Here is a 25,352-nt window from a genome sequence, read left to right on the forward strand (position 1 = left end):
AAAAATTAGGAGATCGCATGACTGTAGATGTCACTGAAACCATTTCACAAACTGTACATCCTGCGTTTCAGTTGGTACGTCAACACCATGTTGATGCTTTAGACATTTTAGTGTCTGAATATAAACATAATGTGACCGGCGCCATTCATTATCACCTGGCGACCAATCACGATGAAAATGTCTTTTTAGTGGCTTTCCGTACGCAGCCAATGGACTCTAAAGGCGAAGCGCATATTCTTGAACATACCGCGCTTTGCGGTTCAGAAAAATTTCCGGTACGTGATCCATTCTTCCTCATGATTCGACGTTCCCTGAACACGTTCATGAATGCCTTTACTGCGGCGGACTGGACAGCTTATCCGTTTGCCACCCAGAATGATAAAGACTTCCAGAACCTGTTAGAAGTATATATGGATGCTGCTTTTGCAGCGAACCTGAATCCGCTGGATTTTGCCCAGGAAGGGATCCGTATTGAGCTGGAAAATGGTGAACCGGTTTACAAAGGTGTTGTGTTTAATGAAATGAAAGGTGCAATGAGTTCACCTTCAGATCAGCTCTATCATACGTTGGCGCATTACCTGTTCCCGGATACCACCTATCACTACAACTCAGGTGGTGATCCTAAAGATATTCCAGATCTGACTTACCAGGAATTAGTTGATTTCTATAAGTCACATTACCACCCAAGTAATGCGGTATTCATGACCTTTGGCAAGAAGTCAGCTTATGAACTGCAAGAACAGTTTGAAAACTTGGCACTGTCTAAATTTGAACAGGGTGAGACTTTATACTCCACACCTGAAACCCGTTTGTCTGCACCGGTATCAGTGACTGATACTTATGCAGTTGATGCAGAGGATTTACGTGATAAAACCTATCACGTGATTTCCTGGTTACTACCGGAAGCAAGCGAAATCAAACTTCGTCTGGGTATGCGTTTGGTAGAAGGTATCCTGTTAGAAGATTCGGCATCTCCACTACGTCATTATCTGGAAACCTGTGGTTATGCAGATGCAACAGGCCCATTCATGGGGGTTGATGACTCTAACTTTGAAATGACTTTCTATTGCGCAGTTCAAGGCTCAAACCCAGAACATGCTGAAGAATTTAAAAATGGCGTATTCAAGATTCTGGAAGATGTTGCTGCGAAACCGGTAGATCAGCAGGCAGTAGATGCGATTCTGCATCAGATTGAATTGCATCAGCGTGAAATCAATGGTGATGGTACGCCATATGGTTTAAGCCTGATCTTGAATGGTTTAGGTAGCGCGATTCATCACCGTGATCCGGTTGAAGTCTGGGATGTGGATTCTGCAATTGCCGCAGTTAAAGAAGAACTGAAAGACCCGATGTGGCTGTCTAATCTGATCAAAGAACATCTGATTGATAACCCGCACCGTGTGCAACTGACACTGGTTCCAGATGCGACCAAATCTGCCAAAGAGGCCGAAGCGGAAAAAGCACGACTGGCAGAAATTGGCAAAACACTGACTGAAGAACAAAAAGCTGAAATCGTTGCGCAGACTGAAGCTTTAAAAGTCCGCCAGGATACACCGGATGACCTGAACCTGTTACCTAAGGTTGGCCTGGAAGATGTGCCTGCTGAAATGCAAATCGTACAAGGTCAGTTGCGTGAAGTAATTTCCAATGGCATCGATACGCCATTAAACCTTTATTATGCTGGTACCAATGGTATTTATTACCAACAAGTCTTGGTACAGATTCCTGACGAAGTGGTGCAATCACCATACTTTAACCTGCTGTCGATTCTGGTCGGTGAAGTCGGTGCGGGCGAATATGATTATCTTGAATTCCAGCAAATCCAGACTGCTGTTAGCGGTGGATTGGGTATGGGAGCTTCATTACGTTCAAAAGTAGATGACAAGAATAAGATTTCTGCCTGGTTAACGCTCACAACTAAATCTCTGGTAAATAACCTGCAAGCGATTCAGTTGCTGAAAACCGGTTTTGAGCAGCTTCGTTTTGATGAAAAAGGCCGTATTATCGAATTGCTGCAACAGCGTAAAACACGCTGGCATTCGCGTATTTCGGGCTCAGGCCATAGCTATGCGATGCAGGTAGCTTCACGTCAGCACAGTGCTTTAGCGAGCCGTGATTATCATAACACTGGTCTTGGTGCATTGAACTGGCTGATGAATCTGGTTGCTCAGATTGAGAAAGATGAAGCTGCTTACGATGCCATGATTGAAGAGCTGAAACGCATTCATCGTATTTTACTGCAAGCTCCAAAACAGTTCTTACTGGTTTGTGAAGAACCGCAAGCGGACCATCTGGTAGAAGAAGTTCAGAATGTTTGGGATAAAGTTGCTGTGGACCGTAATCCGGTACAACTTGCTCAAACTGAAAAATTATTGAATGAAGCAGATGAGGCATGGCTGATTCAGGCCAATGTTCAGTTCTGTGCAGCAGCTTATCCGGCAGTAGAAGTATCTCATCCAGATGCAGCACCATTGATGGTCTTGGCAGGTTATTTGCGTAATGGATACCTGCATAGTGCGATCCGTGAAAAAGGCGGTGCTTATGGTGGCGGTGCCAGCTATGATGGTAATGCCTGTTCATTCCGTTTCTACAGCTACCGTGATCCACGTTTAGCAGAGACTTTCAAGGACTTTAATGCAAGTGTTCAGTGGCTATTAAATGCGGAACAACAGCCACATCAACTGGAAGAAGCGATTCTGGGTCTGATTGCCAGCATGGATAAGCCGGGTTCACCAGCAGGTGAGGCAATTACAGCTTGTTATGCTTACCTGCATCAGCGTACTCCAGCATTCCGTAAGCAGTTACGTGAACGTCTGCTCAATGTGACGCTGGAAGACCTGAAGCGTGTGGCTCAGCAATATCTGGTAGAACAACAGCCGTCGCGTGCTGTGGTTGCACCCGTGGCAAAACGTGAAGCACTGGAACAGCTCGGATTTGTAATTCAACAAGTTCAATAAAATAAAAAAGGAAAATTGAATGGCGCTTAATTCGTTTAAGCGCCCAACTTTGCAGCTGAGCATTTTGCTGGGCTGTATGGGTGGGGCGCAGGTGTATGCAGAAGAAAATCAAATAACTATTCCCAGCAGTCCGATGCCAGCAACGGCTGAGGCCTGTGCCGCGGTAGAAACCAGTGCAGAACGTCTAGCGTGTTATGATGCTTTGTTCAAAGTACCAGAAGCTGAAAGAGTGGTACTGGTATCTGAACGTCGCGCAGCTGCTGAACTTGCGCCTGAACCCGATAACCTGAAAGCTAGAATTGATAAAACTGTTTCTACGGTAACGGTCAGTGAAGGCTCGCCACTGAAACCGAACCTGTCTTTATTGGACAGCCGTTGGGAACTTTCACCGGAAAGTAAACTGGGTACTTGGAATATCCGTTCTTATCAGCCGGTGTATGTATTGCCAGGATTTTGGACCTCCGAGAAAAATGAGTTTCCTGAAAGTCCGAATGAACGTAATACGGTAACAGAAGATCAGAACCTGAAATCCATGGAAGCCAAGTTTCAGCTTTCACTAAAAACTAAAGCAGTAGAAAATATTTTTGGTAATAATGGTGATATCTGGCTGGCGTATACCCAGTCTTCACGCTGGCAAGTATATAACTCTGAAAAATCACGTCCATTCCGTGAAACCAATTATGAACCAGAAGCCAGTATTGTATTCCGAACCAATTACGATTTATTTGGTCTGGACTGGCGTATGCTAGGTCTGACCATTAATCATCAGTCCAATGGCCGTTCCGATCCACTATCACGTAGCTGGAACCGGGTGATGCTGAATCTGGGCTTTGAGCGTAATAACTTTGCCCTGATGCTACGTCCTTGGTATCGTTTTGAAGAAGACCTGCCAGATGATAACAATCCGGATATCGTAGACTATGTCGGTCGTGGCGATTTGACTGCATTTTATCGTTGGAAAGATCATGACTTTTCACTTATGTTGCGACATACCTTAAAAGGCGGTGATGACAGTCGTGGTGCAGCGCAATTTGACTGGTCATTCCCGATCAGTGGTCGTCTGCGTGGACATTTTCAGCTGTTTGATGGCTACGGTGAAAGCCTGATCGACTATAACCATAAGGCGACGTATGTCGGCTTGGGTGTTTCGTTGATGAACTGGTTCTAACAAGCATTATCATCAAAAAATCCACGTGCTGACATGGATTTTTTGTTTTATATCGAAATTACCCAACCTGAATTTCTGAAGGTGGATGTTTAAGGCGGCTCTTTTTCGGTGTGGCAATAAAATAGGCCAAGGTCAAAGGGCCTAAACGACCTGCAAACATTAACAGCATCAGAATCAACAGACTGGCTGGCTGTAATTCAGAAGTGATGCCACGAGACAACCCAACTGTACATGCGGCAGAAACCGTTTCAAACAGCAGATCCAGAAAGTCCTGATCTGGCTCCAGAATAAGCAGACTCATAAATCCGGTTGCAATCAGGAGAGCAGTAATACAGACCACTGCCAATGCTTTAAAGGTGGTTTTCTCTGGAATCGAATGCTTGAATAAACGAATTTCATCTTCACGCCGTAGGAAGCTAATTACACTAATCACTACAATGATAAAAGTTCCGACCTTAATGCCACCTGCGGTACTTAAAGAACCACCACCAATAAACATCAGGAACATGGTAACTAAGGTGGATGCATTGGTCAGCTGATCCATCGGCAGGCTGTTAAAACCTGAAGAACGCGGTACTGTGGCATGGAACCAGGCATTGACCGCCTGATCGCCCATACTCATCAATGCCAGTGTTTGAGGATTAGAAGCTTCCAGAATCCAGATCAGGATAAAGGCAGAAAGATTCAGTGCAGCAATGGTACTCAAAATCAGCTTACTATTGGTACTCAGTTTGCGCCAGCGTTTATGCTGTCGTACATCCATCAACACCAAAAAGCCAATGCCGCCAATGATATACAGCATGCTAATGGTGAAGGTAATAAGATACTGATCGGCAAAGCTCATTAGACTATTCGGGAACAGGGAAAAGCCACCATTGTTAAAGGCAGAAATACTATAAAAGGAAGCGTAGAAAAAAGCCTGGGCAAAGTTATAGTCCTGTAGCCAGGCAATAGTCAGAATTACTGTGCCAATTGCTTCAAAGAACAGCGAATATAGAAACACACCTTTAATGGTAGTACTGATCTTTTTCAGGCTGGTCTGACCGATGGACTCCTGAGCCATGACCTGTTGCCTTAGTCCCATTTTAGGCGCCAGACTCATGGCAGCCAGAATGGCAAAGGTCATAAAGCCGAGTCCGCCACATTGCAGGAGAATCATGATTACGATCTTGCCGAAGACCGTATAAGCTTCTCCGACATTGACCACAGACAAACCGGTAATGGTCACCGCAGAAGTTGCAGTAAAAACAGCCTGAAACCAAGTGACATCACCATGATGAGAAACTGGCAGTATTAACAAGATTGAACCAACCAGAATCAATGCCAAAAATCCCAATGCGATAATGCTGGGTGGACTGAGGTTAATAGTCCGGTTTTTATGAGCAGTTATTTTCATAGATTTTTAAAATGTTTGGACAGGCGACGTAAAGGTTCCAGCAAGCCCTCAACAAGCAGAATATCACCCTCTTTAAGAATAAGATGGGGATCGAGGATATATTGCACCACGGGGCCACGCTTGTGCAGAATGGTTTTAATTTCTGGTGCATGATCCATCAGCTGATTGAGTTTGATACCACTTTGTTCGGTATGAATCTCAATTTTGACCAGATAACGATTATCCTCAAGCGCCATATAGCGGCTGACCATCGGATAACTTAAGGATTGCGCGATCCGAACGCCCATATCTTCCTCGGGATGAATAATCTTATCCACCCCAAGATGAGTCAGGATCATATGATGGGCTTTGGACTTGGATTTGGCCCAGATTTTTTTAACCCCCATATTCTTGAGGTGTAGGACGCAGAGAATACTGGCTTCAATATCTTCACCAATCGCCACCACCACCGCTTCACAGTTCTGAACATTTAGTTCGTCCAGCACATGTTCATCCGTGGCATCTGCAATCACGGCATGGGTGAGTTCATCTGAAATGCTTTCAACATATTTTTTATTCAGGTCGATGCCAATTACTTCATGTTTGAGTGACATCAGTTGTGTGGCAACAGTGGCACCGAAACTTCCTAAACCGATCACAGCAAACAGTGCCATGTATTTTTCCTAAAGTTGCTGCGCTTATACATGCGCTTTCTATTAATTTACGTGCTTATCTTAGTGCTTATTTAATTTTTCAGCTATTTGCTTTACATAAATATTATCAAAGACCTGCGTTCTTATTTGCTTATATCAAAAAACCGCCTCGAAAGACGGTTTTTTAGTTTAGATATCAGAATCTGAAATTATTTCAGGAAGCGTTGATAACCCAGGTTATTGGTAATCTCGTCATATGGATAGGTGATACTCTCCAGAGTTTCGATCAAACCGTCTGGATTCTGTTTTGCATCTTCCGCTTCCAAGCCGACCAGTACGCGACCTTCAGCCGCGCCGTGGTTGCGGTAGTGGAACAGGGTGATGTTATGAGTTGGGCCTAGACGTTCAAGGAAAGTCAATAACGCACCTGGACGCTCCGGGAATTCGACACGGAACAGACGTTCATTTTCAATGTCTGCATGACCACCAATTAGATAACGGATGTGCAGTTTTGCTACTTCGTCGTCAGACAGATCATCAACGTCATACTGGAATTTCAGGTTTTCGTAAATTTCCTGACGTTCTTTTTCGCCATTTTTCAGGCTAATACCCACGAAGACCTGAGCTGCAGTTGCATCGCTGGCACGGTAATTAAACTCGGTGATGTTACGGCCTTGCAGGGCACGACAGAAACTCAGGAAAGCGCCTTTCTGTTCAGGAATGGTCACGGCAAAGATGGCTTCTTTACGCTCACCGAGTTCAGTACGTTCCGCAATATAGCGTAAACGGTCAAAGTTCATGTTTGCACCACAAACAATGGACACGATATTTTTGCCTTGAATGCCGTGTTCAGCGACGTATTTTTTAATCCCTGCCAACGCCATTGCACCAGATGGTTCTACAATACTACGGCATTCGTCATAGGTATCTTTAATTGCTGCACAGACTTCATCAGTATTGACCAGTACCACATCAGGTTCAACAATTGGACCAGAATTATCTGATTTTTGCAGGCGGATGACCTCAAAAGGTTTTTCACCAATTTGTGCCACTGCAGTACCATCGGCAAATAAACCGACAGATGGAAGAATCACACGTTCATTGGCTTCTAAGGCCGCTTTTAAGCAAGCGGATTCATCATATTCCACAGGAATAACTTTGACATGCGGAGCAACATCTCCCAAGTACGCTGCAACACCGGCAATCAGACCACCACCACCAACTGCAACAAAAACATATTCTACATCACGCCATTGGCGCAGGATTTCATTGGCAATGGTACCTTGACCGGCCATCACCAGTTCATCGTCATAAGGTGGAATAAAGGTCATGCCATCTTCTTCGGCACGTTGAATCGCATATTTATTGGCAACATCAAATGAATCACCGTGCAATACGACTTCGCCACCTAAGCGTTTTACCGCCTGAACCTTGATATCAGGGGTGGTTTTTGGCATTACGATAATCGCGCGAATCCCCAGCTTTTTCCCTGACAGCGCCACGCCTTGGGCATGGTTGCCTGCTGAAGCTGTGATAACGCCACGTTCGAGTTGTGATTTCGGTAATTGACTAATACGGTTATAGGCACCGCGTAGCTTGAATGAAAAAACCGGTTGTAAATCTTCACGTTTAAAGCGAATGTTATTATTTAAGCGCTCGCTAATTCGTGGCGCTGCTTCGAGTGGGGTTTCGATTGCAACATCGTACACAGTTGCTTGTAAAATTTGTCGAACCAAACGAGACAGCATGTTAATTTTCCATCTAACAGTTTAAAATAAGCACTTATTGTAACAAACCACGCGGCTTTGCGGTTTAAAAATACTGCGAAAGTCCAAAATAGTTGAGTGATGTCATGAGTCTATATGCAACCCAAGATGAGAAAAAGCAAGCTGCAGCAAAAGCTGCGTTAAAGCACTTACCAAAAGGGGGCATTTTAGGCGTCGGTACTGGGAGTACTGTTAACTTCTTGATCGAACTTTTGCCTGAACTTCAATTGGAAGCAGCAGTTGCAAGTTCTGAAGCCACTGCACAACGCCTTAAAAAATTAGGCATTGAAGTTGTCGATATGAATAGCGTAGGCGGTCTGGATGCCTATGTCGATGGTGCGGATGAAATCGACCGCCATATGCACATGATCAAAGGTGGCGGTGCTGCGCTGACACGTGAAAAAATTGTTGCATCTATTGCGAAAAAATTCGTTTGTATCGTCGATGATTCTAAGTGGGTGGAACAGTTAGGTCGTGAATTTCCGCTTCCTGTAGAAGTGATTCCAATGGCACGTTCTGCAGTCGCACGTAAAATTGTTGCTTTAGGGGGGGACCCTGCGTACCGTGAAGGTGTAGTCACCGATAACGGTAATGTAATTTTGGATGTTTATAACTTAAATATTTTGAATGCATTAGAGTTAGAAAAAACTTTGAATGACATTCCAGGTGTTGTTTGTAACGGTATCTTTGCATTAAATAAAGCTGATATTGCTGTGGTTGCTACTGATAACGGTATTGAAGAGCGTACTGCGGTTTAATTTTAAAATCTCCCCAAGCCCCTCTTTGAAAAAGAGGGGCCTTACTCCCTTCTTTGTTAAAGTTGAGTAGCACTGCTATGCAAGGGGGAGGATTCTCATAAAAGAATAAAAATGACCTTATCCGACTTACCTGAAATTCAAATTGTCCGAAATATTCGCTCAACACGTTTAAAGCTTCGTGTGGATGGTACTCAAATTCGCCTGACTGCACCCGTATTTTGCACAAAAAAACAAATCCAGAATTTTATTAATGATGCCGAAAGCTGGTTACTCAAAACCTGGCAATCCCAGCAGGAAAAAATACAAAGTGTTGATCGTAGTTTACCTGCTAGCTTGCAGCTATTTAATCTGAATCAGCCAATATCAGTTCAATACCAGGCCCAGAAGCATAATTTTATTCTGGATCATGGAAACTATATGCTCTATATCAGTGATCGAAATCCTGAAAGCTACTTAAAAGCTTTTGTAATTGCCTATGCCAAACAACAGTTACCGATTTATCTTGAACAGGTTAGTCTGGAAACAGGATTATCTTTCAATGTCTGTAATATCCGCCAGCCGAAAACCCGTTGGGGCAGCTGTTCTGCCAGACATAACATTATGCTGAATAGCGGTATTATTCTGTTTCCTGAAAATATCGTCCGTTATCTCTGCGTGCATGAACTGGCACATACCCGGCATTTTGATCATAGCCCGCATTTTTGGACTGAAGTGGCCCGGCATGATTCAGACTATCTAATCCATCGAAAAATATTGAAAAACACTGCAATGCCATGGTGGTGGGTCAGTCAGAATTAATGCAAGAATCATTGGACTTCTTTCATAAGTCATTTTTTACTCAGCTCCAAATTATAGATTCCCGCGATTAAACTAAATCTTAATCCTAGTCTTTTGCCTCTGTTACGATATCGCTCGGCAAGGATTTTGAAGGTTTTCAAACTGCCAAATACATGCTCAATCCCAATTCTTCTTTTATTGATTTCCTGATTGTAAGGTTTTAGCTCGGGATCTAGTTTGCAGCGTTTTTTTTGCTTTTAATGGCAATAAGCTATTTGGATACACTGTATAGATCCCTTGATAACCCTTATCTGCAAGGATAAAGGCGCCTGCAGGAATCTGATTCAAGTTGCGTTTGAAAAGCTCGAAATCATGTACAGCACCACGACTCGTGCATAAACTCAGAATTTTCTGAGTTCTATAATGAATGATGGCTTGAACTTTGAAGGTATGTGTTTTCTTTTTGCCACTATAGCTTTTTTTCTGTTTTTTTAGGCCTTTGTATTGGAATTTCTGTGGCATCTACGATCACTACATTCCAGTCGATGCCTTCACCTTCGGGCAAGTTTTTCGGTAAATTAAATAGTTTAGACTGAATCAGGCAGTCTTCAACATGACGGACGATTCTTGAGGCAGTCGGTTCTGAAACCCCATAACTCGTAGCAACGTGAAATAATGTCCGGTATTCACGCCAATAGCTCAGACAGAGTAAAACCTGATCTTCTACACTTAACTTAGATGGTCTACCTTTAGCAGGGACATGCATTTTCAGTTGTTCAACCATTAAATCAAAGGTTGACCATGAGATGCAGGTGTATCGCTTAAACTGTGTTTCAGAAAGCTTCTTTGAATCGATGTATTTCATCCGCAGATTATGCACGAATGCCAAGAAATCCGGAGTGCAAATATTAACCAAAAAGAAGATCGTTTTTTGATTTATGAAAGAGATCTAATGATAACGATAAATTAGAACTCCTCATGATGCGGTTAATCCTCACAATTTTAATTTTTATAGTCTCGCTTCCTGCGCTGTTTTTTTACGGACTATTTTTATACAGTATTTTTTTCCCAAGTTTACCCATGGATTATCCTTTAACCGTCAAATTTTTTATGCTGACAGGAGTGCTCGCGTGGGGAATGCTATTTTATATGGCTATTTTATGGATTAAAAATCGTCAAATACCTAAAGAATTTTCAGCCAGTACAACACTATTGGCCATTTTAGGGTTAATTCCATTTATGATTCGACTAGACGCCATTATGTTTTTGGCATTACCTGCTTTCTTATTTGTAATTTATCTTTGTCATTATAGTTGGTCTACTCCAGTAACGACCAAACACACATAAAGGTGTTTCAATCTTATCTTTAAACATGCATTTCAAAATATATAAAAAATCAGCATTCCTCAGTGAAAGAGTTTAGAAAACGTGAACTTCCTGTCATACTACCTGGCATAAAGGAAACATCTAGTTAGAGGTAATTATCGTGATTTCAGTGGGTATTGTGGGTGGCACAGGTTATACAGGCGTTGAACTTTTACGTCTATTACTGCGACATCCAAACGTTAGCGTCAAAGCACTGACATCACGTACCGAAGCAGGTCGCCGTGTAGACGATATGTTCCCAAGCCTGCGTGGTCATACTGATCTTGAATTTTCTGATCTCAGCCTTGATTTATTAAAATCTTGTGATGTCGTATTTTTTGCGACACCACATGGCGTTGCGATGAAACATGCAGAAGAACTGCTAGCTGCAAATACCAAGGTAATTGACCTTGCCGCAGATTTCCGTTTACAGAATTTGGCACAGTTTGAAAAATGGTATGGCATGCAACATGCTTGTCCATCTATATTACAAAATTCTGTATATGGTCTGTCTGAACTGAATCGTGACAAGATCAAACAGGCGAATGTGATTGGTAACCCGGGTTGTTATCCAACAACCGTGCAGCTGGGCCTTGCACCAGTATTAAAATCTGCGGAAGCCTTAGTGAAACCTGAAAGTATTATTATTGATGCTAAATCAGGGGTTTCAGGTGCAGGCCGTAAAGCCAGCCTAGGCATGATCTATTCTGAAAATGCAGATAACTTTAAAGCTTATGGCGTAGCAGGTCACCGTCATCATCCTGAGATTGTAGAAGCGTTAGAAAATATCTCAGGTCAAAAAGGTGTATTTGACCATATTTTATTTGTACCACATCTGGTGCCAATGATTCGCGGTATGCTGTCAACTATTTACATTGACCTGACTGAAGCAGGCCAGATAGCAGATTTGCAGGCACTCTATGAACAGTTCTATGCCAATGAACAGTTCGTTGATGTCATGCCATCAGGCAGTTCGCCAGAAACCCGTTCAGTACGTGGTGCCAATGAACTCCGTATTGCACTGTACAAGCCTCAATCAACGAAACTGGTTATTCTGGTAGCACAAGATAACCTAGTGAAAGGTGCAGCAGGTCAGGCGGTACAGAATATGAACCTGATGTTTGGCTTTGCTGAAAACGCTGGCTTGCAAAACATTGCTTTATTACCATAAAAAACGTATTACAACTTCACACACATTTGAATTTCGATTTAAATGTGTGTCTTGAAAAAGATAGAAGAGATGACAATGCCGAATAATGAACCTCACGATCTGACCACAGATGACAAGAAGAAAATGCCATTTCTGAAAGGGAACACGCCACTTGCGATAGGTGCTGCAATTCTGGTACTGAGTAGTGGTTTACTTGGCTATTCGATAGGTCATCGTCAAGGTCTGACTGTTGTAGGTTTTGAGGCGGATGCTGAACAGCTGGTTGAAGTCGTACAAAAGCAGAAAGCCAGTCTGGAAACACTGAATAAAACCCTGAATACAGCAACGCAGGAACGTGATCTGGCAGTAAGTAATGCCAATGACCTGTATCTTGCGATGAATAAAACCCGTGATGAATATACGCAGGCAGAAAGCCTAGCGACCTTATATCGTGAAGTACTGCGTCAGCGTGGTGGTATGCCTTTATCTGTTCAGCACTTGGCAGTAAAGCCTCTGCCTGAAAATGCCTTTGAATACCAGCTTGATCTGATTCAGGTAAGTCCAAGCAAGGGGCGTGTTTCCGGTTCGGTTGAATTGCGCCTGATTCGGGAAACTGAAATTTTAATTGTGCCTTTGGCAGATAAAAACTTCAATTTCGAAAATTATGAACGTCTGACTGGTCGTTGGACAATGCCGAAAGGTTTTGTACCAGAATTTATAGAAGTTCGACTGACTGGTACAAGCAAGCCTGTTACCCGCCGTTTTAGCTGGAGTAAGGGCGAGGCAATTGAAAATCAATCTGCATTCCTGTCAGAGATTCCTCAGACAGAAGCCAATGCAAACTAAAGTGTGAAATGTAAATCTTATGCCTAGCAACAAGCGTCATATTTGTTTAAGTGAAATCAAGAACTCTTTTAATCAGTCCGGGGTGGTTGACTGGCACATAAGCCCACGCTTGGCAAACGACCCTTTTCATGACGAAGATGCTGATATTACAGTACAAACAGCACCGCCAGAGTTGAAGCGTCCACCGATGTATGCGGTGGTATTGATGAATGACGATTACACCCCAATGGAGTTTGTAATTGAAATTTTACAACAATACTTTGCAATGAATCTTGACCAAGCTACGCAAGTAATGCTAACTGTACATTATGAAGGAAAAGGTGTTGCTGGCGTCTATCCAAGAGACATTGCGGAAACGAAAGCGAACCAGGTCAATAATTACGCTCGATCACAAGGTCATCCTTTACTTTGCCAGATAGAGCCTAAAGATTAAGGGGGTTGCATGCTCAGTCGTCAATTAGAAGTATCACTACGTTTGGCTGTTAGCATGGCTCGTCAAAAGAGACATGAGTTTCTGACAGTAGAACATTTATTATTGGCTTTACTCGACAACGATTCTGCCGTGAATGCCCTTAAAGCATGCGGTGCAGACATTATTGTGCTGCGTAAAGAACTTGAAGAATACGTAGAACAACACACTCCAAAACTCGGCGAAAATAACGATCAGGCACCTCATCCGACTGAAAGTTTTGACCGGATCCTGCAGCGTGCCATTTTCCATGTACAGTCAAGTGGTGGAGACCGTACGGTAGAAGGTGCGGACATTCTAGTTGCGATGTACTCAGAGCGTGATTCGTTTGCAGTGTATCTGCTGAAACGTCATCAGATTAACCGTTTAACCTTGACTCAATATTTGTCGCATGGCACCCGCAAGGAAGAAGTGCAGAACGAAGAAGAAATTGAGGAACTGGACGGCGAAACCGGTTCATCGAATGCTTCAGGTCCACTGGATCTTTATACCACTAACCTGAATCACGAAGCGCAAAAAGGTAAAACTGATCCATTAATTGGTCGTGAAAAAGAAATTGAGCGTGCTGCACAAATTCTTTGTCGTCGCCGTAAAAATAATCCGTTGCTGGTCGGTGATCCGGGTGTGGGTAAAACATCCATTGCTGAAGGTCTGGCTTGGCTGATTGTCAATGGTAAAGCCCCTAAACCACTAGAAAATGCCGAAATCTATAGTCTGGATATCGGTGCACTGGTGGCAGGAACCAAATACCGTGGTGACTTCGAAAAACGTCTGAAACAACTTCTCAATGCCTTGAAGAAAAAACCGGATGCAGTGCTGTTCATTGATGAGATTCATATGATCATCGGTGCAGGTTCCAGTATGGGTAGTACCATGGATGCTTCGAACCTGATTAAGCCAGCACTGGCAAATGGTTCATTGCGTTGCATAGGTTCAACCACATTCCAGGAATACCGTCAGGTCTTTGAAAAAGATCATGCTTTATCACGTCGTTTCCAGAAAATTGATGTGAATGAGCCTTCCATCTCTGAAACTATTGATATTTTACGTGGTCTGAAATCTAAGTTTGAAGATTTCCATCATGTTCAATATGAAGATCAGGCTTTGGTATCAGCGGTAGAACTATCAGCGAAGTTTATTAATGACCGTTTCTTGCCAGATAAAGCCATTGATGTGATCGATGAAGCGGGTGCGCAACGCCGTTTAAAAGCCGAGCAAGACGACAGCCTGATTACGGTAGAAAATATCGAAGACATCGTGTCGAAAATTGCCCGTATTCCACCAAAAACAGTTTCTAAAGATGACAAGACTGTATTAGAAAATCTTGAGCGTGATTTGAAACGTGTGGTCTTCGGTCAGGATGAAGCCATTGAAGCACTCGGTTCCGCAATCAAGCTGTCTCGGGCAGGCCTGAAATCTCCAGATAAGCCAGTCGGTAGTTTTGTCTTTGCCGGTCCAACGGGTGTCGGTAAAACTGAAGTCACCAAGCAATTGGCGAAACTGATGGGCGTGGAGCTGGTTCGTTTCGATATGTCTGAATATATGGAACGTCATGCGGTATCCCGTCTGATTGGTGCACCTCCAGGCTATGTTGGTTTTGACCAAGGTGGTTTGTTGACCGATGCGATTCATAAGAATCCGCATTGTGTATTACTACTCGATGAAATCGAAAAGGCACATCCGGATGTATTTAACCTGTTGCTGCAAATTATGGATCATGGCTCGTTGACTGATAACAATGGTCGTAAATCAGACTTCCGTAATGTGGTGCTTGTACTGACTACTAATATTGGCGCTGAAAGTATTTCACGTGTCAGTATCGGTTTCATGGAACAAGACAACAGCAATGACAATCAGGAAGCCATGAAAAAAGCATTCTCGCCTGAGTTCCGTAACCGTTTGGATGGCGTGATTCAGTTTAAAGCATTGCCAAATACGATCATTGAAAACGTGGTTGATAAGTTCCTCACTGAACTTCAAGCACAACTGGATGAGAAAAAAGTCATTCTTGAAGTGGATCAATCTGCACGTGAATGGATGGCTGAAAATGGTTACGATCGATTGATGGGCGCGCGTCCAATGCAGCGTTTGATTCAGGAGCATCTGAAAAAACCATTGGCAGAAATGATTCTGTTTGGTGAGCTGGCAGATAATGGCGGTAATGTTGCTGTATCTGTGAAGAAAGAAAATGGCAAAGCTGTAGGCTTGAAACTTGAAGTGTTTGAAGATCAGACTGCTGAACCAGCCTAAATTCTACTCATCGTAAAATAACCCGTGCTTGCACGGGTTATTTTATTTCTTTATTGCTATGATCTGATCAAGATTTATTGCCTGGCTAAGATTTAACAAGATATGGAATTTCAGTTCACTAAACTTATTACGACTTTTTGTCTGTTCCTGGTCACGGCGGTGATGGAAATTCTAGGCTGTTATTTTCCCTATCTGATTTTGAATCAGGGAAGAAGTCACTGGTTATGGATTCCGACAGCTCTGGCTTTGGCGGCCTTTGTCTGGCTATTAACTTTGCATCCCGCTGCTTCAGGCCGGATCTATGCAGCTTATGGTGGTATCTATATCTTTACTGCTTTGATGTGGTTGCGTTTTGTAGATCAGATCAGCCTGTCTCGATGGGATTTGCTTGGTGGTGCAGTGGTGATATTGGGGGCGCTGATTATTATCATGCAACCCCAAGGTTTAATCCGTTGATTTACTTCCTGTAGAAACTTAGTTCCCTTTACAGTCCTTCTGCGATATTTCAACGTCATAAGATCGAGTAGTGGAACTCAGTTCTAGCATCACTTTATAGGGATTTTCTAACTGATAACGGTGCTCAAAAAAAATACCGCAATTTTGTAATAAGTTTTTGCGGATAAGTTGAGTCACTTCCTTAGGACCTAGATCTTTTTCAAACTGGGCAAAGTCTGGAGTAATAATTAAACCTTTTAGTTCGGTCTTATTAGCAGTGAGTTTCAGTTGTTCAATAATCGTATTGTGATCAATTTGCAGGGGCAAAGTTTTAGAATCTTCCGCACTTAATACAGCCAGCATTTCATTGAGTTCTGCTTTTTTCTTGATTTTAAATTTTGAATCAATGATCTGTTGCTGTTGCAGGTATTGATCAAATTCGGAAGCATGAACCTGACTACTAAGAAAACTAATGCCAAGGGTTAAAGCAGTGAATAGATTTATTTTATATTTCATTTAAGGCCACAAATTATTACTGTGTTTTGCGGATTATAAGAGCATGAATAAGATCTGTACGCAACTCTACCTTGGTTAATTCTCCTGCCTCCTCGGATTTCTTCTTTTTGCTTATTTTTAAATATTGAAGTTTAAAAGACTTTTTATGTGAAAAATCTATCAATAATTACACTTTATTTTTTGTATGGGATTTCATCTAGGTTTATAGTCTTACACCTCCCCACGCAGCATACCGGTAAGTACGTAGGGTGCATGCAAAAATAATATCTAAGTTTAAAGGCATAAAATATTGACCTATAAACAAGAAACTTCAATGATTTAAAAATAAGGATGTCATATTTTGAGTCAAGCTTATTCCAAGCAGGAAAAAAACAGTCGTATTAAAGGAATCGTCGGGGCAGCCTCCGGTAACCTGGTCGAATGGTTCGATTTTTATATCTATGCTGTATTTGCGGTTTATTTTACCAAGGCACTCACTGCACCAAATATGGACAGTTCAACTCAGGCAATTTATGTTTGGGGTGTATTTGCTGCCAGCTTCTTTATGCGTCCGATAGGTAGCTGGCTATTTGGCCGTATTGCCGATAAACATGGCCGTAAAAAATCCATGGTCATTTCGATCTGTTTAATGGCCATCAGTTCATTCCTATTCGCAGCTTTACCAACTTATGAGCAGGTGGGTATGGCAGCACCATTCTTGCTGCTGCTGGTGCGTCTGTTACAGGGCTTATCAGTCGGTGGTGAATATGGCGCTGTTGCGACCTATATGAGTGAGCTGGGTTTAAAAGGTCAGCGTGGATTTTTCTCATCTTTCCAATATGTGACCTTGACCGGTGGTCAGTTGCTGGCAAGTTTACTCGGGGTTATTTTCCTGGGCTTTATGAGCGAACAACAGTTACTTGATGGTGGCTGGCGTATCCCGTTTGTGATTGGTGGTATTGCGGCAATTGTTTCTTTATTGGCACGTAGCCGTCTTGAAGAAACGCTATCTACGGAAGATAGTGATAAGGAAGATTCAGGTACACTTAAAGAATTGTTCAAGAACCATTGGAAAACATTCTTGCTGGTGGTTGGCTATACTTCAGCGGGTTCACTAAGCTTCTATGTAATTACGGTTTATTCAAAAACCTATTTAACCAATATCGGTATTGATCCAAAGACTGTCGGATTTATTATGACGGCCTGTATCTTTATATTGATGATTGCACAGCCAGTTTTTGGTGCTTTGTCGGATCGAATTGGTCGTCGTACCTGTATGCTGCTGTTTAGTGGGTTGATGGCGATTGCGATTTATCCGGTCATGGCGGTCGGTATGCGGGTCTTCAGTGATACCCCAGTGATCGTTGCATTATTGCTGATTTTCCTGATGATGTTACTGAGCCTCTATACCTCGATTGGCGGTATCGTAAAAGCAGAAATGTTCCCGCCACATGTACGAGCTTTAGGAGTAGGTTTCTCTTATGCAGTGGGTAATGCCGTCTTTGGTGGTTCAGCACCTTCGGTCGCATTACAATTTAAATCAGCAGGTATTGAAAATACCTTCTTCGTGTATGTCATTGTAATGCTGATTGTATGTTTCTTCTGTAGCTGGCAATTACCGAAAGAACCAAAATATTTAAAAGATGATCATTAATCTTTGAGCAATAAAAAAGCACCGGATTCGGTGCTTTTTTATTGAAAGAAAACTTAGTCTTTTTTCAGATTTTCATTAATCAGGAATTCAACCAATGCTTTCTGAGCATGTAAACGGTTTTCAGCTTCATCCCAAACCACAGCATTTTTGTGATCCAGCATATTTTCTGAAATTTCTTCGCCACGGTGTGCAGGCAAACAGTGCATAAACAGGCAGTCGGGGTGAGCCAGATCCATCAAGCGCTCATTGACCTGATAATCAGCAAATGCTTTTTCACGGATTTTCTGTTCTTCTTCCTGTCCCATACTTGCCCAAACGTCAGTCACGATCAGGTCAGCATTGACTGCTGCATCTTCAGCTGAGTCAACCAGCTCTACACAGTGTGCAAATTCAGACAGGAATTTTTCTTGTGGCTCATAACCTTTAGGCGCAGCAATTTTCAGCTTAAAGCCCCACATATGCGCAGCTTCAATATATGAATTACACATATTGTTGCCATCACCGATCCACGCCACAGTTTTACCTTCGATTGGACCACGATGTTCCAGGTAAGTCTGCATGTCAGCAAGCAGCTGGCAAGGATGGTGGTCATCAGTCAGAGCATTAATCACGGGTACTTTTGAATAAGAAGCAAAACGTTCAACGATGTCATGACCAAAAGTACGGATCATCACTACATCAAGCATGCTTGAAATCACACGTGCAGAATCTTCGATAGGTTCGCCACGGCCCAATTGAGTATCACGTGAAGACAGGAAAATTGCGCTGCCGCCGAATTGGGTCATGCCAGCTTCAAACGAAACACGCGTGCGGGTACTGGATTTCTCAAAAATCATTCCCATAACTTTACCAACAAACGGTTGGAAAACTTCATTGTTATGCTGTTTGCGCTTGAGCTCGATGGCGCGTTGCAGTATCTGGTTAAGTTCTAAAGTCGATAGATCGCGTAAAGTCAGAAAGTGACGGAGAGCCATTCGTTACTCCACAATAATTGCTGAAAAACTGGTTCAACAATTAGTTGTTGGTTAGTTAAAAAAATACGGAATCGGCTAATATACTATATGAATAGGAAATTGCAAAAAAACTAGACTTTTTGATGACCGTCCAGGAAACGATCGACACAATAATTCACATATTCGACAGTTTCCTGATCAGTTTCATCGCTTGGCAAACCCATTAAAATGCGCCATTCCATATTTCTTAAAATACCGAAATATAATTGTGCAGAAAATAATGGATTTGGACAGCTGAGCAGACCTTTGGCATGTGCCTGTGACAAAACTTCAGCAATAGAGTGCTGGATATGTTTTGGCCCCTGTTCATGAATATGTCGAGCAATATCCAGATTGCGTCCACTTTGTTCCAGCACCAGCCGCATAAATGCGGCATTTTCCGGCTGTTTGATATGTTGGTAAAAGTTCAGCAAGGTCTGAATCAAATAGCTTCTAAAGTCTTTAGAACTGTTTAAAGAAAAGGGGAGACAAATATCTTTAAAGAACTGGGTACGGCGATAATCACAAATCGACTTAAACAGGCCTTCTTTATTGCCAAAGTATTTATAAATAGATGCCTTGGAGCCACCGGCATGATTGACAATATCATCCAGTGATACAGCATCATAACCATGTTCCAGGAACAGCTCTGTTGCACTGATCAAAAGGGCGAGACAGCGCTCATGACCAAGCTTGGTCTGTGGCACATCTTTGGCTAAGGGTTCCAGTTGAACGAGATCCTGCATATTGACGACTAAATCAGCACTTTTCGATTATTTCAGTTGCCATCATAACAAAGTTGTGCGCACATTTCATGGAGACTGCTGTATCTATTATCTCGACTAAGATTTATGCTAAATCTATCCGCATTATTTGACTAAAGTTTTAGAGTTTTTATTCTATCAGGCCATGGATTGAGCGTTTTGAATAGGTATACTCGAACTTCAATAATTATAGCCAACACTGTGGAAAGGGAAGATGACACAACAAATGTCTGCAGGTTTAAAGTTTAGAGAAGCATTAGAAACTGAGAAACCACTACAAATCATTGGAACCGTAAATGCCTATGCAGCCATGATGGCGAAACAGGTCGGTTATAAAGCCCTTTATGTCTCTGGTGCCGGTGTGGCCAATTATTCTTATGGATTGCCTGACTTGGGTATGACCAGTCTTGATAATGTCCTTGAAGATGTACGCCGTATTACTGAACGTGTGGATACGCCATTACTGGTAGATATTGATACAGGCTGGGGTGGTGCATTTAATATTGCTCGTAGCATTAAGCAGATGATTGCAGCTGGCGCAGCAGCCGTGCATATTGAAGACCAGGTAGCACAAAAGCGTTGCGGCCACCGTCCAAATAAAGAAATCGTATCGCAACAGGAAATGGTAGACCGGATCAAGGCGGCAGTGGATGCCAAAACGGATTCTAACTTTGTAGTCATGGCACGTACCGATGCCTTGCAAAAAGAAGGCTTACAGGCTGTGATTGATCGTGCTTGTGCCTGTGTAGAGGCGGGTGCGGATGCGATCTTTGCTGAGGCAATGACGGACATCACTATGTATAGAACAGTCTGCGATGCGGTGGGTGTACCTGTTTTGGCAAATATCACCGAATTTGGTGATACACCGTATTACACGACTGAGGAGCTTGCCGAGCAGGGCATTCGTATGGTGCTATATCCACTGTCAGCTACCCGTGCAATGCAAAAGGCTGCTTTAGAAGTGATGCAGTCGATCCGTCAAAACGGTACTCAGGTAAATGTACTGGACAAAATGCAACAACGAAAAGAACTCTACGAATTTTTAGATTATCACAGCTTCGAAGACACATTAGATAAACTGTTTAAGCAGGAGAATTAAAACAATGGCTGAAGGAAAAGTACTCACTGGCGCAGGATTGCGTGGACAAGTCGCAGGGAAAACGGCACTTTCAACAGTAGGCAAAAGCGGTGCAGGACTGACGTATCGTGGTTACGATGTGCAGGATCTGGCAGAACACTGCCAGTTTGAAGAAGTAGCCTATCTGATTTTCTTTGGTGAATTGCCAACTGCCGAGCAGCTTGCAGCTTATAAGGCAAAACTTAAGTCATTACGTCGCCTTCCGCAAGCACTGAAAGAAGTGCTGGAACGCATTCCGGCGGACTCGCATCCAATGGATGTGATGCGTACCGGCGTCTCCATGCTGGGTAATCTGGAAACAGAAAAGTCTTTTGCTGAACAGCAGGATGTAGCGGATCGTATTCTGGCAACGCTACCCGCGATTATCTGTTACTGGTATCGCTATAGCCATGATGGCATTCGTATTGATGAAAATACCGATGATGATTCCATTGGTGCTCAATTCCTGCACTTACTGCGTGGTGAAAAGCCAAATGCCTTGCATGAACAGGTGATGAACGTATCATTGATTCTGTACGCAGAACATGAGTTTAATGCTTCAACTTTCACTGCACGCGTATGTGCATCGACATTGTCTGATCTGCACTCTTGTATTACCGGTGCGATTGGCTCACTACGTGGTCCCCTGCATGGTGGTGCCAATGAAGCCGCGATGGATATGATTGAAAACTGGACGTCGCCAGAAGAAGCTGAGCGTGAAATGCTGGGTATGCTGGAACGTAAAGAAAAGATCATGGGCTTCGGTCATGCAATCTACAAAGACAATGATCCGCGTAATGGCATTATTAAGCAGTGGTCAGAGAAGCTGGCGAAAGATGTAGGCGACACCGTACTTTATCCAGTCTCAGTCCGTTGTGAAGAAGTCATGTGGCGTGAGAAAAAATTATTCTGTAATGCTGATTTCTTCCATGCATCTGCTTATCACTTCATGGGTATTCCAACCAAACTGTTTACACCGATCTTTGTGATGTCACGCGTTACCGGTTGGGCAGCGCATGTGATGGAACAGCGTGCAGATAACCGTATTATCCGTCCAAGCGCAGACTATACGGGTCCGGAACTACGTAAAGTGATTCCAATTGCTGAGCGCGGCGCCGTAGCAGTTTAAGTTACAGCTATTGTAAATAAAAAAATAAGGTCTCTCGTCAGACCTTATTTTTTTATAGGTTATATTTATTTAATCTTCATTTAATGGCTGAGCAGGGCGGGATCTTCAATGTGATACCCAGTTTCAAATTGAATGCCTAAATATTTTACAGTGACCAGTAATTTATCCTGTTTCGGAATTTTATAGATCTGATTTAACCTTAAATCGGGTTTATAGCTGATAGCCTGTTGTATTGGACTCTTATAGTGACCTGATTCAATCCGATATTGATAGGTCCATTTAGGTACGCTTTGTTTCGGATCATGCCATACAGGTGCAGTGCCTTTTCTGGTCTTTAGTAACTTGAGCTGAATATTCTGCTTCGGAAGAGGAACTACCGGAGTCAAACGTTTCTTGATTTTGGCAATTTCCTGATCAAACTTCTTGCTATTCTGATCATAGTCAATTTTCTTGGTTTTAGGATTGATATATAGGGAATTGACCTGAATCAGCTGGTTTGGCATCTTGGATTTAAAATTATAATAATACAGTTGAGGCAGACGTCCACGCCCATCCAGATAATGGCGCAACAGATATAGTTTTTGGTCCTTGGCTTCATAACCCAAAACTTCAAGGTTTTGTGGGCCACCCACCGTCGCAAGGCTCAATGGACTAAGACAAATACCAAGTAAAAACAAACTAATATTGGCTTTCATCATTATCCTCATCCACTAATTTTTTATAAAGACGCGAAATTAAGCAGTTTTGCTATCAATTAAATCCATCATTTGATCAGCAATCTGTTCCGTCAATATATCCAGGCGTTCCTCAGGTGTACCATCAATCAGATAGCGATAATCATAAGTTTGACCTTCATAGAAAACCGAAACAAAAAACGTTCCTACCGGCTTTTCTTTACATTCACTACCACCAGGTTTGAGCAAGCCGGTACACGCTACGATCAAATCGGCTTCTTGAAACAGCTTCTGGCCGGTAATCGCAAGCGCATTCGTCACTTCCGGGGATTCAGGTGAATATTTATCAATTAAATCCTGAGGTACCCCTAAGATTGACATTTTCAGATTGGCATCATAACAAACCAGTCCACCGAGTAAAATTTGTGCACCACATTCTTTATAAAGCGAAAACTGGCTGCTTAAATAGCCTGAGCTTGCACTTTCTACAAAAGCAACTTTCAGTTTTTTTTGTTCGAGTAAATCACAACATTCTTTTTCTACAAAAGCAACTTTCAGTTTTTTTTGTTCGAGTAAATCACAACATTCTTTTAACATGGCTATCATTTTTATTTGAGGGTGATGTATTCAATGTATAGACGAAATGTGGATTCTTCAATCACCCTTACGATTGTATACATTTATACAAAACATGCTGTTAAAAGCTAAATATGAGATACACATGTTCAAAATTCAGCGAATGAGTGTGTTTGACCAAGAGTTAAGCAAAATTTGCATTTAACGGTATCATCTAAGCTTAAACAGTGGTAAAAATAAAAATAAAGTGCTTGATGAAAGTAGGTTGTTACAATGAAAACTACAGTTAAATATGTAGTCCTGAAAAGTCTGGACTATCAGTTGGGTACCCCTTTATTTCAGGAAGAAATTGATGCGGATGCACAGTATTTTGATCAGATTCCTGCGATTATTACCTACCAGAATTTAAAACTAAAGGTGAAAAGCAAGGAGTTAAAACGTTTGCAATTACCCGATGAAAAAGAAGATACTCAAACGATTATTGTAAAAATGGTCGCGATTTAATTAATAATTTGAATAAGATTGAAAAAACCTCTTTTTTAGAGGTTTTTTAATAAACTATTAGATAACAATATATTATAAAATGTTTGCTTACTTATTTTTATTTATTATTATGTTTAATTAAAGTGTTTATAATGCAGTAATTAATATCTTAAAAGGGTTACTTTTTTTGTTTTTGTTCCTCGTTTTAATCATATATTAATAATTAAAAATAAAATTTCCCTTCATTTTTAGGGGAATATCATGAAAAACTTTTATCAGCGGCGATTCCTTTGGTTTTTATTTTTGGTCTTTTTGCATAAGTGAATGTATTGATCAATCTTCAGATGGTTACAGATTGCGGAAACTATGTCGTAGCGCATGGGATTGACGATTCTGCTTATATACAAAATTATAATATGATGGAAAGATATACTAATTGACTTAACTATATTTAGACTAGAATGATCGGTAATTGGGTCTTCGCCCCATACTTAACCCAATTGTTTAATCTTCTCAAAAATGACTTATATTTTAATTGAGTGTATAACCAATTTTTGATCTTCCCTGTATAAAGTATTTAGAATCTTTATATAGGTTTTGATGTCTTGAAAAAATATTAAATCTAAGTTTTATAGTTAATAATTTTACGAATTATAAATAAAATATTTATATTTTAAAAAAGTAGAATTTTGCATTTTTTTAGATATAGATTTCATCTGCACATATTAGTAGCTATTCTTATTATTTACGAGATGCTTGGGTAAATAATGTAAGTGTAAAAATGGATTATCAATAGTTTAAATCAATTTATTTTACATTGAATTAGTCTGTAACAGGTTATGACTTGGAGTTTATGCAGAAGGCTGTAGAGTAAATACTGAACTCGTAAAGATCGGTTCATTTACTTATAAAGGAAAAAGGAGCGTCTCCAATGGCTAACCAAAACCAACAAAATCCGAACCAGAATCAGCAACAGCGTCAGCAAAATCAGCAAGACCAATGGCAAAATCCAAATCAACAGCAACAGCAACAGCCTAACCAGCAAAATCAACAGAACCCAAATCAACGTCAGCAAAATCAGCAGAACCAGCAAGATCAACAGAATCAGCAGGATCTGCAACAGCAACAGCAGCCTAATCAACAAGGTCAACAGCAAGATTCAACACAACAAGCTCATCAGCGTGATCAACAAAATCAACGCGGACAACAGCGCTAAGTATTGAAACTCGAAGAAAGCCGCCATAAGGCGGTTTTCTTTTGGGCTTCATAACTGAATTTAAGTTTGGAAAGACGTTGATGAAGAAAATGTAGAATAGAGTACTGTGGCTTTGTTGCACAAACCTATCTGTAAAGGCTTTTTTAGCGATATAATTTTCAAATGAAGAAGCCTACACACAAAATCTACCGCACAACCAATTGGCCCGCATATAACCGAGCACTCATGAGTCGCGGAAATATTGCCATTTGGTTTGATCCTGCTACGCAATGGTATGCTCCAT

Annotated in this window: 26 protein-coding genes and 1 pseudogene; 16 read left to right on the plus strand and 11 right to left on the minus strand. The window is 41.9% G+C overall.

Annotation, left to right across the window (positions count from 1 at the left end; translation table 11 throughout):
• The first annotated feature begins 17 nt into the window (after window positions 1-17).
• Together F955_RS11170 and F955_RS11175 are read left to right on the plus strand one after the other, a co-directional pair.
• The gene (locus F955_RS11170; RefSeq protein ID WP_004894517.1) at window positions 18-2,957 is read left to right on the plus strand and encodes an insulinase family protein; all 2,940 of its coding nucleotides are present in this window, start codon (window positions 18-20) and stop codon (window positions 2,955-2,957) included.
• A 19-nt stretch (window positions 2,958-2,976) separates the two neighbouring features.
• Window positions 2,977-4,125 (plus strand): phospholipase A, encoded by a 1,149-nt coding sequence (locus F955_RS11175; RefSeq protein ID WP_004894521.1) that lies wholly within the window; start codon window positions 2,977-2,979, stop codon window positions 4,123-4,125.
• Window positions 4,126-4,183: 58 nt separating this feature from the next.
• Here F955_RS11175 and F955_RS11180 read toward each other — a convergent pair whose 3' ends face one another.
• The 3 genes from F955_RS11180 to ilvA all read right to left on the minus strand — a co-directional run bounded on the left by F955_RS11180 (window position 4,184) and on the right by ilvA (window position 7,901).
• A complete protein-coding gene (locus F955_RS11180; protein WP_004894527.1) occupies window positions 4,184-5,521 on the minus strand; it encodes a TrkH family potassium uptake protein in 1,338 nt (445 codons plus the stop codon).
• On the minus strand, window positions 5,518-6,174 hold the full coding sequence (locus tag F955_RS11185; protein ID WP_004894529.1) for a potassium channel family protein: 657 nt from the start codon (window positions 6,172-6,174) through the stop codon (window positions 5,518-5,520). Before F955_RS11185 ends, F955_RS11180 begins: the two co-directional genes overlap by 4 nt.
• 188 nt (window positions 6,175-6,362) lie before the next feature.
• Window positions 6,363-7,901: a threonine ammonia-lyase, biosynthetic gene (ilvA, locus tag F955_RS11190; RefSeq protein ID WP_004812768.1), complete on the minus strand. Its 1,539-nt coding sequence runs from the start codon at window positions 7,899-7,901 to the stop codon at window positions 6,363-6,365.
• A gap of 104 nt (window positions 7,902-8,005) precedes the next feature.
• Between ilvA and rpiA the strand changes: the two genes are divergently transcribed.
• Window positions 8,006-8,677: a ribose-5-phosphate isomerase RpiA gene (gene rpiA, locus F955_RS11195; RefSeq protein WP_004894532.1), complete on the plus strand. Its 672-nt coding sequence runs from the start codon at window positions 8,006-8,008 to the stop codon at window positions 8,675-8,677.
• Window positions 8,678-8,788: 111 nt separating this feature from the next.
• Window positions 8,789-9,475, plus strand: a complete 687-nt coding sequence (locus tag F955_RS11200; protein WP_004894535.1) for a M48 family metallopeptidase — start codon at window positions 8,789-8,791, stop codon at window positions 9,473-9,475.
• A gap of 29 nt (window positions 9,476-9,504) precedes the next feature.
• On the opposite strand, the gene F955_RS17065 is transcribed toward F955_RS11200, so the two are convergent.
• Genes F955_RS17065 through F955_RS16395 form a run of 3 tightly spaced genes read right to left on the minus strand, consistent with a single transcriptional unit; the run spans window position 9,505 to window position 10,319 of the window.
• Entirely contained in the window at window positions 9,505-9,657 is a 153-nt protein-coding gene (locus tag F955_RS17065; protein WP_108619318.1) for a transposase, read from the minus strand.
• Window positions 9,650-9,976, minus strand: a complete 327-nt coding sequence (locus F955_RS11205) for a transposase (RefSeq protein WP_004894538.1) — start codon at window positions 9,974-9,976, stop codon at window positions 9,650-9,652. Before F955_RS11205 ends, F955_RS17065 begins: the two co-directional genes overlap by 8 nt.
• Entirely contained in the window at window positions 9,924-10,319 is a 396-nt protein-coding gene (locus F955_RS16395; RefSeq protein WP_071320558.1) for a transposase family protein, read from the minus strand. The genes F955_RS11205 and F955_RS16395 overlap by 53 nt, the downstream gene beginning before the upstream one ends.
• 284 nt (window positions 10,320-10,603) lie before the next feature.
• On the opposite strand from F955_RS16395, the gene F955_RS11210 reads away from it, so the two are divergent.
• The 6 genes from F955_RS11210 (at window position 10,604) to F955_RS11235 (ending at window position 15,990) form a co-directional block, all read left to right on the plus strand.
• Window positions 10,604-10,801, plus strand: coding sequence for a hypothetical protein (locus F955_RS11210; protein WP_228127684.1), 198 nt, complete (start codon window positions 10,604-10,606; stop codon window positions 10,799-10,801).
• Window positions 10,802-10,934: 133 nt separating this feature from the next.
• Window positions 10,935-11,990 carry an N-acetyl-gamma-glutamyl-phosphate reductase gene (argC, locus tag F955_RS11215; RefSeq protein ID WP_171058624.1) on the plus strand — a complete coding sequence of 352 codons (1,056 nt, stop codon included), beginning with the start codon at window positions 10,935-10,937 and terminating at the stop codon, window positions 11,988-11,990.
• A 75-nt stretch (window positions 11,991-12,065) separates the two neighbouring features.
• Window positions 12,066-12,815 (plus strand): DUF6776 family protein, encoded by a 750-nt coding sequence (locus tag F955_RS11220; RefSeq protein ID WP_004894545.1) that lies wholly within the window; start codon window positions 12,066-12,068, stop codon window positions 12,813-12,815.
• A gap of 19 nt (window positions 12,816-12,834) precedes the next feature.
• Window positions 12,835-13,248 carry an ATP-dependent Clp protease adapter ClpS gene (gene clpS, locus F955_RS11225; RefSeq protein ID WP_004894548.1) on the plus strand — a complete coding sequence of 138 codons (414 nt, stop codon included), beginning with the start codon at window positions 12,835-12,837 and terminating at the stop codon, window positions 13,246-13,248.
• Between the two features lie 9 nt (window positions 13,249-13,257).
• Window positions 13,258-15,534, plus strand: coding sequence for an ATP-dependent Clp protease ATP-binding subunit ClpA (gene clpA / locus F955_RS11230; RefSeq protein WP_004894550.1), 2,277 nt, complete (start codon window positions 13,258-13,260; stop codon window positions 15,532-15,534).
• A gap of 102 nt (window positions 15,535-15,636) precedes the next feature.
• Window positions 15,637-15,990: a YnfA family protein gene (locus F955_RS11235; protein ID WP_004894552.1), complete on the plus strand. Its 354-nt coding sequence runs from the start codon at window positions 15,637-15,639 to the stop codon at window positions 15,988-15,990.
• An 18-nt stretch (window positions 15,991-16,008) separates the two neighbouring features.
• On the opposite strand, the gene F955_RS11240 is transcribed toward F955_RS11235, so the two are convergent.
• The gene (locus F955_RS11240) at window positions 16,009-16,485 is read right to left on the minus strand and encodes a hypothetical protein (protein WP_004894555.1); all 477 of its coding nucleotides are present in this window, start codon (window positions 16,483-16,485) and stop codon (window positions 16,009-16,011) included.
• A 340-nt stretch (window positions 16,486-16,825) separates the two neighbouring features.
• Here F955_RS11240 and F955_RS11245 point away from each other — a divergent pair, with 340 nt between their 5' ends.
• Window positions 16,826-18,118 (plus strand): MFS transporter, encoded by a 1,293-nt coding sequence (locus F955_RS11245; protein ID WP_004894557.1) that lies wholly within the window; start codon window positions 16,826-16,828, stop codon window positions 18,116-18,118.
• 53 nt (window positions 18,119-18,171) lie between these two features.
• Here the strand turns inward: F955_RS11245 and argF are convergent, their stop codons facing one another.
• Together argF and F955_RS11255 are read right to left on the minus strand one after the other, a co-directional pair.
• Window positions 18,172-19,092 (minus strand): ornithine carbamoyltransferase, encoded by a 921-nt coding sequence (gene argF / locus F955_RS11250; RefSeq protein ID WP_004812788.1) that lies wholly within the window; start codon window positions 19,090-19,092, stop codon window positions 18,172-18,174.
• Window positions 19,093-19,202: 110 nt separating this feature from the next.
• Window positions 19,203-19,856, minus strand: coding sequence for a TetR/AcrR family transcriptional regulator (locus tag F955_RS11255; protein WP_004894560.1), 654 nt, complete (start codon window positions 19,854-19,856; stop codon window positions 19,203-19,205).
• Between the two features lie 232 nt (window positions 19,857-20,088).
• On the opposite strand from F955_RS11255, the gene prpB reads away from it, so the two are divergent.
• Both prpB and prpC read left to right on the plus strand, forming a co-directional pair.
• Window positions 20,089-20,973 carry a methylisocitrate lyase gene (gene prpB, locus F955_RS11260; RefSeq protein ID WP_004810717.1) on the plus strand — a complete coding sequence of 295 codons (885 nt, stop codon included), beginning with the start codon at window positions 20,089-20,091 and terminating at the stop codon, window positions 20,971-20,973.
• Between the two features lie 4 nt (window positions 20,974-20,977).
• Window positions 20,978-22,120: a bifunctional 2-methylcitrate synthase/citrate synthase gene (prpC, locus tag F955_RS11265; RefSeq protein WP_004894563.1), complete on the plus strand. Its 1,143-nt coding sequence runs from the start codon at window positions 20,978-20,980 to the stop codon at window positions 22,118-22,120.
• A gap of 80 nt (window positions 22,121-22,200) precedes the next feature.
• On the opposite strand, the gene F955_RS11270 is transcribed toward prpC, so the two are convergent.
• A complete protein-coding gene (locus tag F955_RS11270) occupies window positions 22,201-22,815 on the minus strand; it encodes a hypothetical protein (protein WP_004810714.1) in 615 nt (204 codons plus the stop codon).
• Between the two features lie 39 nt (window positions 22,816-22,854).
• Window positions 22,855-23,391, minus strand: a complete 537-nt coding sequence (locus tag F955_RS11275; RefSeq protein WP_004812798.1) for a CinA family protein — start codon at window positions 23,389-23,391, stop codon at window positions 22,855-22,857.
• A 252-nt stretch (window positions 23,392-23,643) separates the two neighbouring features.
• Here F955_RS11275 and F955_RS11280 point away from each other — a divergent pair, with 252 nt between their 5' ends.
• The 3 genes and pseudogenes from F955_RS11280 to F955_RS16620 all read left to right on the plus strand — a co-directional run.
• The gene (locus tag F955_RS11280; RefSeq protein ID WP_004809153.1) at window positions 23,644-23,874 is read left to right on the plus strand and encodes a hypothetical protein; all 231 of its coding nucleotides are present in this window, start codon (window positions 23,644-23,646) and stop codon (window positions 23,872-23,874) included.
• 910 nt (window positions 23,875-24,784) lie between these two features.
• Window positions 24,785-25,069 (plus strand): hypothetical protein, encoded by a 285-nt coding sequence (locus tag F955_RS11285; RefSeq protein WP_004809157.1) that lies wholly within the window; start codon window positions 24,785-24,787, stop codon window positions 25,067-25,069.
• Between the two features lie 162 nt (window positions 25,070-25,231).
• Window positions 25,232-25,352: pseudogene (locus tag F955_RS16620) on the plus strand (IS5/IS1182 family transposase); the annotation flags it as partial.

Source organism: Acinetobacter schindleri CIP 107287, from assembly GCF_000368625.1.
GTDB lineage: Bacteria > Pseudomonadota > Gammaproteobacteria > Pseudomonadales > Moraxellaceae > Acinetobacter > Acinetobacter schindleri.

Bases quoted from the DNA above. Each gene is read 5' to 3' on its own strand.
- F955_RS11220 (WP_004894545.1), top strand. From the start codon at position 12,066: ATGCCGAATAATGAACCTCACGATCTGACCACAGATGACAAGAAGAAA.
- F955_RS11270 (WP_004810714.1), bottom strand. From the start codon at position 22,815: ATGAAAGCCAATATTAGTTTGTTTTTACTTGGTATTTGTCTTAGTCCA.
- F955_RS11170 (WP_004894517.1), top strand. From the start codon at position 18: ATGACTGTAGATGTCACTGAAACCATTTCACAAACTGTACATCCTGCG.
- F955_RS11180 (WP_004894527.1), bottom strand. From the start codon at position 5,521: ATGAAAATAACTGCTCATAAAAACCGGACTATTAACCTCAGTCCACCC.
- F955_RS11175 (WP_004894521.1), top strand. From the start codon at position 2,977: ATGGCGCTTAATTCGTTTAAGCGCCCAACTTTGCAGCTGAGCATTTTG.
- F955_RS11275 (WP_004812798.1), bottom strand. From the start codon at position 23,391: ATGTTAAAAGAATGTTGTGATTTACTCGAACAAAAAAAACTGAAAGTT.
- F955_RS11280 (WP_004809153.1), top strand. From the start codon at position 23,644: ATGAAAACTACAGTTAAATATGTAGTCCTGAAAAGTCTGGACTATCAG.
- clpA (WP_004894550.1), top strand. From the start codon at position 13,258: ATGCTCAGTCGTCAATTAGAAGTATCACTACGTTTGGCTGTTAGCATG.
- F955_RS11235 (WP_004894552.1), top strand. From the start codon at position 15,637: ATGGAATTTCAGTTCACTAAACTTATTACGACTTTTTGTCTGTTCCTG.
- ilvA (WP_004812768.1), bottom strand. From the start codon at position 7,901: ATGCTGTCTCGTTTGGTTCGACAAATTTTACAAGCAACTGTGTACGAT.
- F955_RS11210 (WP_228127684.1), top strand. From the start codon at position 10,604: ATGGCTATTTTATGGATTAAAAATCGTCAAATACCTAAAGAATTTTCA.
- F955_RS11205 (WP_004894538.1), bottom strand. From the start codon at position 9,976: ATGCCACAGAAATTCCAATACAAAGGCCTAAAAAAACAGAAAAAAAGC.
- F955_RS11200 (WP_004894535.1), top strand. From the start codon at position 8,789: ATGACCTTATCCGACTTACCTGAAATTCAAATTGTCCGAAATATTCGC.
- prpC (WP_004894563.1), top strand. From the start codon at position 20,978: ATGGCTGAAGGAAAAGTACTCACTGGCGCAGGATTGCGTGGACAAGTC.
- clpS (WP_004894548.1), top strand. From the start codon at position 12,835: ATGCCTAGCAACAAGCGTCATATTTGTTTAAGTGAAATCAAGAACTCT.
- prpB (WP_004810717.1), top strand. From the start codon at position 20,089: ATGACACAACAAATGTCTGCAGGTTTAAAGTTTAGAGAAGCATTAGAA.
- F955_RS16395 (WP_071320558.1), bottom strand. From the start codon at position 10,319: ATGAAATACATCGATTCAAAGAAGCTTTCTGAAACACAGTTTAAGCGA.
- F955_RS11240 (WP_004894555.1), bottom strand. From the start codon at position 16,485: ATGAAATATAAAATAAATCTATTCACTGCTTTAACCCTTGGCATTAGT.
- F955_RS11185 (WP_004894529.1), bottom strand. From the start codon at position 6,174: ATGGCACTGTTTGCTGTGATCGGTTTAGGAAGTTTCGGTGCCACTGTT.
- F955_RS11285 (WP_004809157.1), top strand. From the start codon at position 24,785: ATGGCTAACCAAAACCAACAAAATCCGAACCAGAATCAGCAACAGCGT.
- argF (WP_004812788.1), bottom strand. From the start codon at position 19,092: ATGGCTCTCCGTCACTTTCTGACTTTACGCGATCTATCGACTTTAGAA.
- F955_RS11255 (WP_004894560.1), bottom strand. From the start codon at position 19,856: ATGCAGGATCTCGTTCAACTGGAACCCTTAGCCAAAGATGTGCCACAG.
- rpiA (WP_004894532.1), top strand. From the start codon at position 8,006: ATGAGTCTATATGCAACCCAAGATGAGAAAAAGCAAGCTGCAGCAAAA.